The organism is Brevibacterium sp. JSBI002, from assembly GCF_026013965.1.
Lineage (GTDB): Bacteria > Actinomycetota > Actinomycetes > Actinomycetales > Brevibacteriaceae > Brevibacterium.
On sequence record NZ_CP110341.1, the window covers coordinates 2,763,479 to 2,777,879 of the forward strand.

Here is a 14,401-nt window from a genome sequence, read left to right on the forward strand (position 1 = left end):
CGAACCGTCGACCTATTCCTGGTCGCGCCGGGCCATCGTCTGGGCGTTGCGAGCCGCGTAGTCCTCGGGTGCCGGATAGCCGACCTCGGTGAGGACGAGTCCTTCGGCAGGCGTGACGAACATGGGCACATCCGGGGTCAGCCCGGCGTCCGCCTCGGCGATGAGTTCGGCCGGGCGGGTCACCGCCCAATTGCCGGATCCGACCTTGATCAGTCCGCCGACGAGTGCACGGACCATGTGATGGCAGAAGGCGTCGGCGCGCAGATCGATGGTGATCACAGCATCCTGATCGCGTGAGACTCGCAGTTCATGGAGGGTGCGGACCGTCGTCGCGCCTTCCCGGGGTTTGCAGAACGGCAGGAAGTCGTGGAGCCCTTGGACCTCGCGCGCGGCCTCGGCCATGGCTTCGGCATCGAGTTCGCCCTTGTGCCGCGGCGTCACCTGGGTCAGCAACGGGTCGATGAAGGACCGATGATCGGCCAACCTGTACTGATACGACCGCCACAGCGCGGAGAACCGAGCGTCGAAGTCCTCGGGCACCTCGACCACCGCGTGGACGACGATGTCGTGGAACTCACCGGCGATGAGGACTCCGCGCAGACGTGACAGGAGGGCCGCCTCGGCGGATCGATTCGACTGGCCGATGAGCTTGCCGATCGCCTCATCGCCGAGATCGATGTGCACGACCTGACGGCGGGCGTGGACGCCGGAGTCGGTGCGGCCGGCGACGACGGTGGCCACCTCGGTGCCGGTGATCCGTTCGAGCCCGGCTTCGACGGCGGCCTGGACCGTGCGCAGCCCCGGCTGCTTGGCCCAGCCGTGGAAATCCGTGCCGCGATAGCCCAGGTCCAGACGGAAGCGGGTCATGGGGTCATCCTCGCCGAGGCGGGGCTCGCCGTTCCGGGACCGCCATCGTCATCGATCGCCTCGGTGAATGGGGCGCGGGGCTTGAAGACCCCGCCGAAGAGGCGGGAGACCAGTCGCGCCCGCTGACGGTGATAGCGTTCGACGTTCGTGTTGTAGAAGCGGGCACCGGCGAGGATCCGTTCGGTGAGCACCTGCAGCTGCCCGTGCAGAAGCTGGATCGTCGTGTCGATCTCTTCGTTGACCGCAGCCCGCTGGGAACGGGCAGAGTCCGAGGTGACGGACCTCTCCGTCAGCGCCGCGGGGATGAGTGCGGCGTCATCGACGGCGTCAGTCAGGGCGTTTTCGGCTGCGGCGCCGCGGTGGTCGAAGGAGGCGCGTTCGGCAGAGGCGAGCGCGAGTTCGAGCCGGGACAGGTCCTGTCCGGCGATCTGCTGGAGGGTGCCGATATAAGCGGGCACGAGAGCGTGGCGGGCGCGGATCTCGCCGATGAGCTGGCGTTTGGCCTCGTCGCACAGCGACCGGGCCATGGACAGCTGGTTGAAGCGCAGGACGGTGAGGATGACGAAGAGGACGATGAGAGCGGCGAGCACGCAACCGCCGACGATGAACCAGACCACGGCCATTCCCCTCGTTCCATGTGCTGCGCGAGCATTTCCGACACCTCAGTTTACGCGGGGTTCAGACTCGTCGCGAACAGGTCATCATCCGGACACCCAGACGACCATGCGCGGTCACGGAGACGGTCCAAGATCAGTCACCGACACCGGCATAGAGCGGTCACTGGGGCCACGATGGGCCGATTTCGGCCAGATGTCGCCGACCTGTCGCCTTCGGGTCATGCGCTCGTCACCCGGCGGGCCTTAGCTGGGGCTCGTGAGAGTAGCGATCATTGCAGAATCCTTCCTCCCCAATATGAATGGGGTCACCCACTCACTCCTGCGGGTCCTCGACCATCTGGCCGACCGCGGCGACGAGGTCCTCGTCATCGCTCCGGGCACGCGCAGGGACGGTCCGAAGGAGGTCGCCGGCGCCCGCATCGTCCGGGTCCCCTCGATCGCCTTGCCGAAGTATCGGCGCATCCGAGTCGCTCCCGGCGGCGTCACCCGGATCCGCCGGCTGCTGCAGCGCTTCGCCCCGGACGTCGTCCATCTGGCCAGCCCGTTCGTCCTCGGTTGGCGCGGGGTCCTCGCCGCCCAGGCACTCAATCTGCCGACCGTGGCGATCTACCAGACCGAGGTTCCCGCTTATGCCGCCCGGTACGGAATGCACGGCATCGAGGCCATGCTGTGGAACCACGTCCGCAATATCCACCAGCATTCCTCCCTGACGCTTGCCCCATCGTCGTACACGATCGATCAGCTGCAGGGACTCGGTGTCGCCGAGGTGGCCCTGTGGGCCCGTGGGGTCGATTCCTCCCGCTTCGACCCGGGTCACCGTTCGGAGGCCTGGCGTCGAAGCGTTGCCCCGAATGGCGAGAAGATCATCGGCTTCGTCGGCAGGTTGGCCGCGGAGAAGCAGGTCGAAGACCTGGCCGCGCTCACCGATCTGCCCGGGGCGAAGGTCGTCATCGTCGGCGACGGTCCCTGGCGGACACGTCTGCAGCGGCTGCTGCCGGAGGCTCACTTCACCGGGTTCCTCGGCGGGGATGCCCTGGCACAGGCGGTGGCGAGCTTCGACCTCATGGTCGCCCCTGGTGAGCTCGAGACCTTCTGTCAGACGATTCAGGAGGCCATGGCCTCCGAGGTGCCGGTCATCGCTCCCGCCCGAGGCGGCCCGCTCGACCTCGTCGACTCCTCACGCACCGGGTGGCTCTACACCCCGAAGGACCTCGGTGCCATGCGAGCGCACGCGGCAGACCTCCTCGGCGACGAGGCGAAACGGCGGGCCTTCGGAGTCGCCGGTCGTGAGCAGGTGCAGGCCAGGAGCTGGAAGAGCGTGTGCTCACAGCTCGTCGGCCACTATTCGCGGGCGATCGAGAATCCCGCCCCGCAGGTGCTCGGCCGCGGATTCAGCTCGATGGTCAGCTCCGGACTGGAGAATCCACTCCCCTACTGAGGTGACGGCACGGCCGCGACCGCGCTGCCGGACTCAGGCGAGGCTTGTCGTCCAGTCGGCGACAGTGAGCACTGTCGCCTGCTTGGGGAACACTTTCTCGGTGAGCACGGTGTGCACTTCGGGGTCGCGGTCGGCGCAGGCGTCGGAGAGCACCGTGAGTTCGAAGTCGAGGTCAGCGGCCTGACGCACCGTCGAGAGCACGACTCCGCTCGTGGCGACTCCGGCGAGCACGAGAGACGATGCCCCATAGCCGCGCAGCAGCACTTCGAGGTCGCTGCCGGTGAAGGCGCTGATGCGACGCTTGGTCACGATCGGCTCGCCCTGATGGCGGTCGAGGGTTTCATGGATGCTCGTCGAGGCGTGGGTCTCGTCGACGTCGCCATGAGCGGCGATCTGCGCGAACGATGCCGTTGCGGCCAGTTCCGGATGACCTTCGCGCAGGGCCACTCGCACCCAGACGACGGGGATGTCGTGGCTGCGGGCTGCGGCGACGGCGTCACGCGCGCGTTCGAGCACACCGGTCGAGGCGAAGGCGTCGTCTCCGGCGATGCCGTTCTGGAAGTCCATGGCCAACAGGACTGTATTCTCGGTGCCGGTCATCATGTCTCCTTCGATTCGGGCAGGGTTGGTCCCCTCTGTCGCCGAGGCTACTCCTCTCACCAGTTGTTCCGCTGAGTCCCGGCTCACAACCGGCTCAGACTCTCGGAATCGAATCGCCGACCGCTCACGTCAGCGTCGCCGCATCAAGCTATGCGATGAGCGATCGACGGCAACTCGAGCGGTCGATCGAGACGGTCAGTCCACGATGCCGCGGGCGTCGAGTGCCCGGCCGGTGTCCTGTGCGTACTTGACCGACCGAAGGATCGCCGGGACGACCCGAGCCTTGATGCTCGAGTCGAGTCCCCTGGCCCGCGCGGCACGTTCAGCCTCCCCGAGCAGGCCGGAGATATGCGAGATCGCCCGGACCATGAGGCCCGCGGTCAACGCGATCGCTTCCGTATTCACCCCGAAGAACCGCAGCGGTGAGACGATCACGGTGAACGCGTCGAGCAGCTGCCCCACCGAGGTGGTCAGAGTGAGCATCAACGCCGCCTGCACACACGCGAAGATGGTCCCAGCGACCGCCAGGCCCGAGCCCGTGGATCCGAAGAAGAACTGCAGCCCCATGATGAGCGCCACGAGCACCGCGACGTAGATCCACGTGAGCAGGAAGTTTCGGAGCCGCAGCCGAGCCGTGAATCCGATGACGACGAGGACTGCGAACATCGACCAGTTGACCGTCGCGTCCCGGAATATGAGCGCCACGATGCCGATGATCCCGATCACCGACAGTTTCACCCCGGTCGGCACATCATGCAGCCATCCCCGAGGATGGGCCACCTTTCCGAAGAGCTGCGGGCGGGATTTGATGCCCGCCTTCTTCCGCCACGCCTCCTGCTGGGTCATGGCGTATCGCTCATGATGATGTTCCGGTAGATGGCGACCGCCTCGGCGGGGGTGGAATCGGCTGCGATTCGACCGTCTTCGACGACGACGGCGCGCTGGGCGATCTGTGCGAACTCCAGATCATGGGTGGTGAGGATGATCCGCACTCCGCGCCGCGTGACGAGTTCCTGCAGATGGAGGCGCAGGCGCTCCTTGTTGCGCAGATCGAGCAGAGTCGTCGGCTCGTCGAGGACGAGGATCTGCGGGTCGACGGCGAGCACAGCGGCCAAGGCCACGAGCTGCCGCTGACCGCCGGAGAGTTCGTAGACACTGCGATCGGCGAGGTCGGCGATGCCGAGCTCATCGAGGACCGCCAGCGCCGCGGCCCGACGTTCCCTCTTGGGCACAGATTTGCGCAGGGACAGTTCGATGTCCTCGATCGCGGTCGGCATGACCAACTGCGCGGCCGGATCGGTGAAGACGAAACCGACGCGCGATCGCACCTTCGCTGCCTGGCGGCGCGGGTCGAAGCCGTCGACGAGGACTTCGCCCGCATTCGCTGTGACCAGACCGTTGAACAGCTGCAGCAGGGTCGACTTGCCCGAGCCGTTCGCGCCGATGACGGCGACGATGTCTTCGGTGAGGGTGAGGTTGACGTCTTGGAGAATCGGGCGCACGACATCGCCGTCGGGTCCTTCGTCGAGGACTCCGACGCCGACGTCGTTCAGCCGGATCTCCCGTGTCACTTGGCGTCCTGCTCCTGACGCACCGACACCGATTCCACGCTGACGCCGCGACGACGCAGGATGTCCGGGAACGCACGGTGGATGAGCAGAGCCACCGAGGCGGCCAGGATGTTCTTCACAATGTCACCGGGCCAGTAGATGAGGTCCGCGGCCGCTGCCGCACTCAGCGGCAGGTCGCCGTTGATCGACATGCCGAGGATGCCCAGGGGGTGGTTGAGCAGGATGCTGCCGCCGAATCCGCCGACGAACAGTGCCACGCCGAGCCTCATCCCCTTGAAGCGACGCACGGCCCAGTGAGCGGCAAGTCCGGCGACGAGGGCGTAGAGGGCGAACGAGACGATGTAGCCGGCGCTCGGCCCGGCGAGGATGCCGATTCCGCCGCGCATCCCCGAGAAGATCGGCAGGCCGACGAGCCCGAGCACAACGTAGAGCAGGGTGGCCGCGAATCCGCGCCACGGCCCGAGCACCATTCCACACAGAGCGATCGAGAAGGTCTGCAGAGTGATCGGCACACCGAGGGGCCCGACCGGGACCGGGGGCATCATCGCAAAGGCCGCGATCAGCGCAGCGAAGACCGCAATGAGAGCGATATCCGTGCCGGCAGAGCGGGGGCGGGTGATTCCCGCCGAGGTTGTGCTGTGAGTCGGTGTCATGAGTACTCCATTGTTCGTGGTTCGTCCGGCTCCGGACCGGGGAACGCTCGAGGCGGCCTCGAGCGCCCCTCAACTGTAGCTGAACGGTGTTCAGGAGCGGTATTCGGGGTCGCGGTCGAGGCCGCCTCGGTGAGGGTGTCCCCACGTTTCCGTGCGCAGGAGCCCCTCAACGGTCGCGGAGGATCACTCCCATTCGATGGTGCCCGGAGGCTTCGAAGTGACGTCGAGGACGACGCGGTTGATGTCGTCGACCTCGTTGGTGATGCGGTTGGAGATCACGGAGAGGACGTCATAGGGGATGCGCGTCCAGTCCGCGGTCATCGCGTCCTCGCTCGAGACCGGGCGCAGCACGACGGGGTGGCCGTAGGTGCGGCCGTCGCCCTGGACGCCGACGGAGCGGACGTCGGCCAGGAGCACGACCGGGCACTGCCAGATCTCTCCGTCGAGGCCGGCCTTCGTCAGCTCTTCGCGGGCGATCGCATCGGCCTGGCGCAGGATGTTCAGGCGCTCCTCGGTGACCTCGCCGATGATGCGGATGCCGAGCCCCGGTCCGGGGAACGGCTGGCGGGAGACGATGACCTCGGGCACGCCGAGTTCGCGGCCGATGGCGCGGACTTCGTCCTTGAACAGGGCGCGCAGGGGTTCGATGAGCTGGAACTGGATGTCATCGGGCAGGCCGCCGACGTTGTGGTGGCTCTTGATGTTCGCGGTGCCCGATCCGCCACCGGATTCAACGACGTCCGGGTAGAGGGTGCCCTGGACGAGGAACGCGATCTCTTCGCCCTCGCCTTCCTGAGCCTCGAGCACGAGGTCGGCGGCAGCGGTCTCGAAGGTGCGGATGAACTCGCGCCCGATGATCTTGCGCTTCTCCTCCGGGTCGGTGACCCCGGCGAGCTGAGAGAGGAACTGCTCACGCGCATCGACGGTGACCAGGCGGACGCCGATCGAGTCGACGTAGTCCTTCTCGACCTGGACGCGTTCGTCCTGGCGCAACAGCCCATGATCGACGAACACGCAGGTGAGCTGGTCGCCGATGGCCTTGTGGACGAGAGCTGCGGCCACGGAGGAGTCGACTCCGCCGGAGAGGCCGCAGATGACCTTCTTGTTCCCGACGCGGGCGCGGATGAGTTCGACCTGCTCGTCGATGACGGATTCGTTCGTCCAGTCGGCGGTGAGGCCGGCGACGTTGAACAGGAAGTTCTCGAGGATCTTCTGCCCGTTCTCCGAGTGGAGGACCTCGGGGTGCCACTGCACGCCGGCGAACTTCTTCGCTGCGCACTCGAAGGCGGCGACCGGGGTGTCCGGGGTGGAGGCGAGGACGTCGAAGCCTGCGGGTGCTTCGGCCACGGAGTCCCCGTGGGACATCCAGACTTTGTAGGCCTCAGGGGTGTCGGCGAGCAGCGAGCCGGTCTGGGACACGGAGACCGGGGTCGACCCGTATTCGCGCTTGTCGGTCTTGGCCACGCGGCCGCCGAGTGCGGTCGACATGAGCTGGAAGCCGTAGCAGATGCCCATCGTCGGCACGCCGAGATCGAACACGGACGTGTCGAAGCTCGGGGCCGCGGCGTCGTTGACGCTCGAGGGTCCGCCGGAGAGCACGATGGCCAAGGGGTTCTTCGCGGCGAACTCGGACGCCGGGGCGTCGTGGGCGATGATCTCTGAGTACAGGCCGGCTTCGCGGATGCGGCGCGCGATGAGCTGGGCGTACTGGGCGCCGAAATCGACGACGAGGACAGGGGGCACCTGCGTGCTCTGGGTTTGCGTCATGCTCCAATTCTATGCGTCGGCGACGAGAGCCTCGAATCGGCCCACCCGACCGCGAGGGGACGGGTGCGCACGGACCGTGCGGCCGCCTCGGGGAGGGTGGGTTCTGTCTTAGGACTTGGGGGCGACGACGACGGCGGCTTCGAGCTCCGCGTCAACCTGGCGGTGGATGCGGCGCTCGAGGATGAACGACATCACGGGCACGACGCCGGCGAGCGCGAGGATGAGGTAGCGGCCGAGCGTCCAGCGCATCTGCTGGTTGAGCCAGAAGCAGCCGATGAGGTAGACGACGTAGCACCAGCCGTGGCAGATCGCGATGGCCGCGGCGAGGTTGAAGCCGCCGAAGTTCAGGGCCGTGGACGGGTCGGCGGCGATGAGGTACTTGTAGATCATCTCGACCGTGAGGATGAGCAGCATCGTGCCGGTGATGGACGCCATCACGCGGTAGAACTTCAGCGCGTTGCGTGCGGAGGTGAAGCGTTTGACGCTCCACACGTTGTTCTCGTCGAAGTCGGGGCGGGAGTCCAAGGACTCGTGTTCTTCGCTCACGCTCAGTTTCCTCCGGTCGTGGAAGTGTCGGTCGGTTCGGATGTCTTTCCGGGCGTGTTCCCGGCCTTCTTTCCGGGTGTCTTCCCCGGCTTCTTCCCACCGTGACGATGGGCCGGCAGTCCGGTCAGTCCGGACATCACCTCGGGGTCGATGGTCGCATCACCGGCGGGTTTGACGACAACATACTCGACGCGCTTCTCCGAATCCTGGGAGTCCTCGTCGAGGCGGCGCCGGACGAAGTCGTCACGCAGCAGCTGGAACCACATGTAGAGGGCCATGGCTGCGAAGATGATCCATTCGAGGGCGTAGACCGCCGATTGCAGATCGAATCCGCCCTCATCGCGCGTGGTCGTCGTCGGTACCTGTTCGAGGCCGTCGGTGCCCACCGAGGCGGCCGCGCCGTCGGCGGTTTCGGGGATGAGGAATCCGGAGTAGGTGAGCAGGTCGGGGAACAGGTTGATGATCTGCGAGGTCGAGACCGTGTGCACCTGCCCCTCGGGCAGGTCATTGCCCTCGACGGGGCCTTCGATGGGTCCGATCCGCGCGGTCAGTTCGACCTGACCGTCCCGGGCCTCGGAGGTCATCGCCGTATCCTCGTCGGTGGTGAAACCGCGGACGACGGGGATCGCGATCGTCTTCTCATCGGCGTTCGCGACCTTGACACCCTCACCGAGGTGGCCCCCGTCCGGGGCGAACATCGTCACGACCCAATATCCGGAGTCCCCGTCCTGGACGCGTCCGGGGATGACCACCTGAGCGTCGGGGATCCAGTGTCCTGACAGGCTGACCCGCTGGTCGGCGAGGATGCCGGGCATCGGGGCCTGGGCGTCCATGACGTCGTTGAAGTCCTTGAACTCATCGACTTCAGCGGATTCCGTGACGTCGTTCTTGTGCTGGGCTCGGTCGACCTGCCACGCGGAGAGTCCGACGAAGCAGGTGACGAGCACCAGGACGAGGAGCAGGGACCCCAGCCATTTGGGGGTCAGTGCCAGGCGGAACAGATCAGACCACCGAACCAGTCTGGTAGGGCGAGACGGTGACGTCGACGCGTTGGAATTCCTTGAGGTCGAGATAGCCGGTGGTGGCCAGCGCCCGACGCAGTGCGCCAGCGAGGTTGAGTTCGCCGATCGCGGTGCGGCCGGGGCCGAAGAGCACCTGCTCGAGGCTGCCGACGGTGCCCAGTTCCACGCGGTGGCCGCGCGGCAGATCCGGGTGATGAGCTTCGGCGCCCCAGTGCATTCCGCGACCGGGAGCTTCGGTCGACCGGGCCAGGGCGGTGCCGAGCATGACGGCGTCGGCGCCGACGCCGAAGGCCTTGACGATGTCGCCGCTGGTGCCGAGTCCGCCATCGGCGATGACATGGACGTAGCGGCCGCCGGATTCGTCCATGTAATCCCGCCGGGCGGCGTGGACGTCGGCGACGGCGGTGGCCATCGGGGCGTGGATGCCCAGGGTCTTCCGCGTCGTGGCCGCCGCTCCCCCGCCGAAGCCGACGAGGACGCCGGCGGCACCGGTGCGCATGAGATGCAGGGCCGCGGTGTAGGTGGCGGCTCCGCCGACGATGACGGGCACATCGAGTTCGTAGATGAACTGCTTGAGGTTGAGCGGTTCGGTGTGGGTCGAGACGTGCTCGGCCGAGACCGTGGTGCCGCGGATGACGAAGATGTCGACTCCGGCGTCGATGACGGTCTTGTAGAACTCCTGAGTCCGCTGCGGAGTCAGGGCACCTGCCACGGTGACTCCGGCTTCACGGATCTGCTCGAGGCGAGCGGTGATGAGTTCGGCTTGGATGGGTGCGGAGTAGAGCTCCTGCATCCGGGAGGTCGCCATCTCGGCCGGCAGCTGGGCGATTTCGGCCAGCTGCGGGGTGGGGTCCTCGTACCGGGTCCACAGTCCTTCGAGGTCGAGGACGCCTAGGCCGCCGAACTTGCCGAGCGAAATGACGGTCTCCGGCGACATGGCCGAGTCCATGGGGGCGCCGATGAACGGCAGCTCGAACTGGTAGGCGTCGATCTGCCAGGTCAGGGACACGTCTTCGGGGTCGCGGGTGCGCCGAGCGGGGACGATGGCGATGTCGTCGAGCGAATAGGCGCGACGGCCGCGCTTGCCTCTGCCGATTTCGATTTCAGAACTCACCCCAACAGCCTATCCCACCACCGTTCTCCACTGGTCTCAGCCCACTATGAGGAACGGCGCATCTCCCCTCCCAGGACTACCCGACGGCGGCCCAGCAACCTGGCGCCAGGTTGCTGGGCCGCCGTCGGGTAGCAATTAGGGGTGGGTGAGGTGGGTTGCTACTGCCTCCTCCGCTGCGGTGGCGAAGGCGCGGACGTGCGGGAGGTGGGCGTCCTTCTCCCGGACGTGCATGACGACTCGGCGCTGGGGGACGGGGTCGGTGAGGTCGACAGCGACGAGGCCGGGCGGCAGCTGCAGAGTCGAGAGCCGCGGGAGGACCGTGATGCCCATACCCGAGGCGACGAGAGCCAGTGCCGCGAAGTCGTCCTCACAGGCGGCGAAGCTCCTGCGTTCGAATCCGGCCGCGGCACACGCATGGTCGACGACCTTGCTCGAGGGTCCGGCCCACATGTCGTAGTCGACCCAGTGCTCGTCCTCGAGGTCGATGAATGGCACGGACTCACGGTCTGCGAACCGGTGCCCCTCGGGGACCACGACCCGATAGTCATCATCGAAGAGCGGGATGCGCGTCATCTCCGGCAGATGGTTCTCCCCGTCCTGCGGAGCCTCGGCGCGGATCTCGATGAGGCAGTGCCCGCGGCGGTTCTTCGCCGGTTCGTTGAGCTGGATGTCGAAACGCAGATCCGGGTGATCCAGGGCCACAGCATCGATGATGCCCGGCAGCAGACGGGCATTGAACGAAGTGAACGCCGCGATCCGCAGCCGGGGTCTGCTGACATTGCGGAAGCCCTCGACCAGATCGTCGAGGCGGCCGACCGCGGTGAATACCTCCGCCGAATCCTCGGCCAGACGCCGGCCGAGCTCGGTGATCTCAATGCCGCGCCCCGACCGCCGGTAGAGCGGCGCCCCGACGGCCTTCTGCAGGGTGGTGATGTGCTGACTGACGGTCGCCGGAGTGTAGTTGAGGTTCTTCGCCGCGGCGACCACGGAACCGGTGGCCGCGACGGCCCGCCAGACCCGCAGACGATTGAGATCCCACATACCCTCAAGAATAGCCCCCGGCCACCCGACAAATCATCAGGCACTGCCTGATGATCATTCGTGATCAATTGCTTTTCACGATTGATCTGTTCCGGCAGAATGGTGTTCGTTCCCGATGCCATCGAACGATGCCCCGACTTCCCTGTGCACCATCCCCGCTGACCGTTCCCATCACCCCCGAAGGAGTGCCGTGACCGGACCCGAGATCCTCACCATCACCGGAGCTGCGGCCGCGCTTGCCGTCACCCCCGGACCCGAGACGATCCTGACGATCCGCCTGTCCTCGCTGCGCCGCAAAGCCGGACTCGTCTATGCACTCGGCACAGCCACGGGCACCGTGATCTGGATGGTCCTCGCGCTCACCGGCGTCTCCGCACTGCTGACCGTCTATCCGGCTGCCGTGCAGGTGCTCAAGATCGGCGGGGGCCTCTATCTGTGCCTCCTCGGCGTCCTCGCCGGTCGGCAGGCGCTTCGCCTGCGCCGGGAGCTGAAGGCCGCCGAGGCGACCGACGGCCCCACCGCGAACGCCACCCCCACCCCATCGACCGCCCCCGATTTCCCAGACGGGCCCGTGACCGAGATCGCCCACGTCATGGAGTCGACCTCGTGGGGCCACTTGCGCTCGTTCGTTTCCTATCGCCGCGGCATCATCTCTTCGCTGTCCAACCCGAAGGTCGGCCTGTTCTTCCTCGCGATCCTGCCGACCCTCGTCCCCGCATCCCCGACCGGCACCGACTACACTTTGCTCGTCGCGCTGATCCTCGGCGTGCTCCTGTCGTACCAGCTTGTCCTCGCATGCCTGGCCAGCCTCGCAGCGTCGGCGATGGCCCACCGCAGCGCTGATTTCTTCATCGAGGCCGCCTCCACGCTCATCCTGCTCATCATCGGCATCGCCGTCATCGCGATCCCCATCTGAGCCACTCCGAACAACGAAAGGCCGGATGCCGAGGCTGATCGTCGCCCGGTGCGTTCAGAGGCGCACCTGCGTGATCAGAATTCCAGCGGCAGATTGTCGATGAGATGAGTCCCACCGACCGTCGCGGAGACGAGCAGCAGAGCCGGTCCCGTGAAGTCCGGTGGGCACGGCCGAAGGGTCGCGGCCTCGACGAGGCTGCAGTAGACGATCTCGAGATCCCCACGTTCAGCGGCCGGCTCCAACTCGGCGAGCGCGGCCGCCTCGACGGCAGCGGGCAAGCCAGCAGAAACATCACTGGTGCCGGCCCCAGAGTCAGAACTGCCACCGATGCCGGACTCCGCCGTCTCACGGCCTCGCTCGGCCACCTCGGAGGCGGCCGTGAGAGCCCGCGGAATCGCCAGAGCACGGGCACGGTCGTCCGGCGCCAGGTAGGAGTTGCGGCTCGACATGGCCAAACCGTCGGCATCCCGGACGACGGGCAGGCCGATGAGTTCGATATCGAAGTTGAGGTCGGCGATCATGCGTTTGACCAGGACGAACTGCTGAATGTCCTTGAGCCCGAATACCGTGACGTCGGGGGCGATGAGGGTGAAGAGCTTCGCCACGACGGTGAGCACGCCGTCGAAGTGCCCGGGCCTGGCCGCGCCTTCGAACACGGCCCCCATGCGCCCGGCGACGACCCGCACTTCGGGTGCGGACGGGTACATCTCGGCCAGCGCCGGGGCGAAGACGAAGTCGACGCCGGCCTCTTCGCACTTCCTCAGATCCTCTTCGATAGGCCGCGGGTACTGGACGAAGTCCTCGTCGGCACCGAACTGGAGAGGATTGACGAAGATCGAGGCCACGACGAGATCGGACTCTGCGCGGACACGCGTCATCAGCGCCTGATGCCCGGAGTGCAGGGCGCCCATCGTCGGGACGAGACCGACACGGCCCGACTGCTCGGCCCGCCACCGGCGCAGTGCCTGGATGCCTCCGACCTCCATCAGTCGAAGCTCCTCTCAGGTTCGGGGAAGACCCCGGACTTCACTTCGTCGACATAGGTGCCGACCGCCTCGGTGAGCACGGAATGCAGGTCGGCGTAGCGCTTGACGAAGCGCGGGGCCCTCCCGGTGCGCAGGCCGGCCATGTCCTGCCATACGAGGACCTGGGCGTCGCAGTCCGCACCGGCGCCGATTCCGACGGTGGGGATCGTCAGTTCGGATGTGACCTGGCCGGCCAGCCCGGAGGGCACCATCTCCATGACCACGGAGAAGGCCCCGGCTTCGGCCACGGCGCGGGCATCGTCGAGCAGGGCGCTGCCTGCGTCGCCGCGGCCCTGGACCTTGTAACCGCCGAGGTTGTGCTCGGCCTGCGGGGTGAAGCCGATGTGCGCCATGACCGGGATCCCCGCCGTCGTGATCGCCTTGATCCGCGAGGCCATCCGCGCCCCGCCTTCGAGTTTGACCGCGTGGACTCCGGCTTCCTTCATGAACCGCACGGCCGTGGCCACGGCCTGTTCATCGGAGATCTCGTAGCTGCCGAATGGAAGGTCTGCGACGATGAGTGCCCGGCTCGTCGCCGAGGCGACGGCCCGGGCCAGCGGGATGAGTTCGTCGACGGTGACCGGCAGGGTGGTCGCGTGGCCATAGACATTGTTCGCCGCCGAATCGCCGACGAGCAGGGCCTCGACACCGGCCTGTTCGAACAGGGCCGACGTGTACTGGTCGTAGCTGGTCAGCATCGCCCACCGCCGGCCTTCGGCCTTGGCCTTGATGAGGTCGAGGGTCCGGATTCGCCGAGGCGGCGCTGCCGGTTCGGACACCGGACCGCCGTACGGGGCCGGTTGTTCCGCCGAGGCGGCCCCCGCCGTGGCGTTGCCACCGCCAGTGCCGTTGTCGGGTGCGTTGGTGCTGGAAGTAGACGTGAACTGGTTCGAGTGTGCCGCTTCGGGCATGAGAATCCTTCGGATTTGCGATGTCGTCGGTGCCGGCGCGGGCGGGGCGAGACCGACGCTCCGGTCTGAAGCCTCGGCGTCTCTCACGGGGCGCCCACCGCAGTGCGCATCGACTCGGATTGCGAGCCAGACCACAGCCTATTGCATCTCGTGGGCGCAGAGCCATCGCCGGCGAGTTGTACATTGCCCACCCTCGGGATTAAGCTCAAATCTGCGCAAAGAAATAAACGCACAACTGCGTAAAAGATTTCGGGCGGCTCTCACCACATGCGAGGCACTTCAGGCACGGGTCCCGCCCACCGAGCGAAGGACG

The 14,401-nt window shown here is 66.8% G+C and carries 15 protein-coding genes; 2 read left to right on the top strand and 13 right to left on the bottom strand.

Features of this window, described 5'->3' with window-relative positions:
* Positions 1-12: 12 nt before the first annotated feature.
* Positions 13-867 (bottom strand): tRNA pseudouridine(38-40) synthase TruA, encoded by an 855-nt coding sequence (gene truA, locus LJ362_RS12555; protein ID WP_264799384.1) that lies wholly within the window; start codon positions 865-867, stop codon positions 13-15.
* A complete protein-coding gene (locus LJ362_RS12560) occupies positions 864-1,490 on the bottom strand; it encodes a LemA family protein (protein WP_264799385.1) in 627 nt (208 codons plus the stop codon). The genes truA and LJ362_RS12560 overlap by 4 nt, the downstream gene beginning before the upstream one ends.
* A gap of 250 nt (positions 1,491-1,740) precedes the next feature.
* Here LJ362_RS12560 and LJ362_RS12565 point away from each other — a divergent pair, with 250 nt between their 5' ends.
* Positions 1,741-2,922, top strand: a complete 1,182-nt coding sequence (locus LJ362_RS12565) for a glycosyltransferase family 4 protein (protein ID WP_264799387.1) — start codon at positions 1,741-1,743, stop codon at positions 2,920-2,922.
* A gap of 33 nt (positions 2,923-2,955) precedes the next feature.
* Here LJ362_RS12565 and LJ362_RS12570 read toward each other — a convergent pair whose 3' ends face one another.
* The 9 genes from LJ362_RS12570 to LJ362_RS12610 form a co-directional block, all read right to left on the bottom strand.
* Positions 2,956-3,522 carry a cysteine hydrolase family protein gene (locus LJ362_RS12570; RefSeq protein ID WP_167198327.1) on the bottom strand — a complete coding sequence of 189 codons (567 nt, stop codon included), beginning with the start codon at positions 3,520-3,522 and terminating at the stop codon, positions 2,956-2,958.
* 195 nt (positions 3,523-3,717) lie between these two features.
* A complete protein-coding gene (locus tag LJ362_RS12575) occupies positions 3,718-4,368 on the bottom strand; it encodes an energy-coupling factor transporter transmembrane component T family protein (RefSeq protein WP_264799390.1) in 651 nt (216 codons plus the stop codon).
* Positions 4,365-5,093 carry an energy-coupling factor ABC transporter ATP-binding protein gene (locus LJ362_RS12580; RefSeq protein ID WP_413774209.1) on the bottom strand — a complete coding sequence of 243 codons (729 nt, stop codon included), beginning with the start codon at positions 5,091-5,093 and terminating at the stop codon, positions 4,365-4,367. Before LJ362_RS12580 ends, LJ362_RS12575 begins: the two co-directional genes overlap by 4 nt.
* Positions 5,090-5,746, bottom strand: a complete 657-nt coding sequence (locus LJ362_RS12585; RefSeq protein WP_167198333.1) for a biotin transporter BioY — start codon at positions 5,744-5,746, stop codon at positions 5,090-5,092. Before LJ362_RS12585 ends, LJ362_RS12580 begins: the two co-directional genes overlap by 4 nt.
* Before the next feature lie 183 nt (positions 5,747-5,929).
* The gene (gene guaA, locus LJ362_RS12590) at positions 5,930-7,513 is read right to left on the bottom strand and encodes a glutamine-hydrolyzing GMP synthase (protein WP_264799393.1); all 1,584 of its coding nucleotides are present in this window, start codon (positions 7,511-7,513) and stop codon (positions 5,930-5,932) included.
* 108 nt (positions 7,514-7,621) lie between these two features.
* Complete coding sequence (locus LJ362_RS12595; protein ID WP_264799394.1) at positions 7,622-8,059, bottom strand: DUF3817 domain-containing protein; 438 nt, start codon at positions 8,057-8,059, stop codon at positions 7,622-7,624.
* Between the two features lie 2 nt (positions 8,060-8,061).
* Positions 8,062-9,006: an SURF1 family protein gene (locus tag LJ362_RS12600; protein ID WP_264799395.1), complete on the bottom strand. Its 945-nt coding sequence runs from the start codon at positions 9,004-9,006 to the stop codon at positions 8,062-8,064.
* A 55-nt stretch (positions 9,007-9,061) separates the two neighbouring features.
* On the bottom strand, positions 9,062-10,195 hold the full coding sequence (locus LJ362_RS12605) for a GuaB3 family IMP dehydrogenase-related protein (RefSeq protein ID WP_264799396.1): 1,134 nt from the start codon (positions 10,193-10,195) through the stop codon (positions 9,062-9,064).
* A 135-nt stretch (positions 10,196-10,330) separates the two neighbouring features.
* Entirely contained in the window at positions 10,331-11,236 is a 906-nt protein-coding gene (locus LJ362_RS12610) for a LysR family transcriptional regulator (RefSeq protein WP_264799397.1), read from the bottom strand.
* A 190-nt stretch (positions 11,237-11,426) separates the two neighbouring features.
* On the opposite strand from LJ362_RS12610, the gene LJ362_RS12615 reads away from it, so the two are divergent.
* Positions 11,427-12,152 (top strand): LysE family translocator, encoded by a 726-nt coding sequence (locus LJ362_RS12615; RefSeq protein WP_264799398.1) that lies wholly within the window; start codon positions 11,427-11,429, stop codon positions 12,150-12,152.
* A 74-nt stretch (positions 12,153-12,226) separates the two neighbouring features.
* On the opposite strand, the gene panC is transcribed toward LJ362_RS12615, so the two are convergent.
* The gene (gene panC / locus LJ362_RS12620; protein WP_264799399.1) at positions 12,227-13,138 is read right to left on the bottom strand and encodes a pantoate--beta-alanine ligase; all 912 of its coding nucleotides are present in this window, start codon (positions 13,136-13,138) and stop codon (positions 12,227-12,229) included.
* The gene (gene panB / locus LJ362_RS12625; RefSeq protein WP_264799400.1) at positions 13,138-14,088 is read right to left on the bottom strand and encodes a 3-methyl-2-oxobutanoate hydroxymethyltransferase; all 951 of its coding nucleotides are present in this window, start codon (positions 14,086-14,088) and stop codon (positions 13,138-13,140) included. Before panB ends, panC begins: the two co-directional genes overlap by 1 nt.
* Positions 14,089-14,401 lie beyond the last annotated feature (313 nt).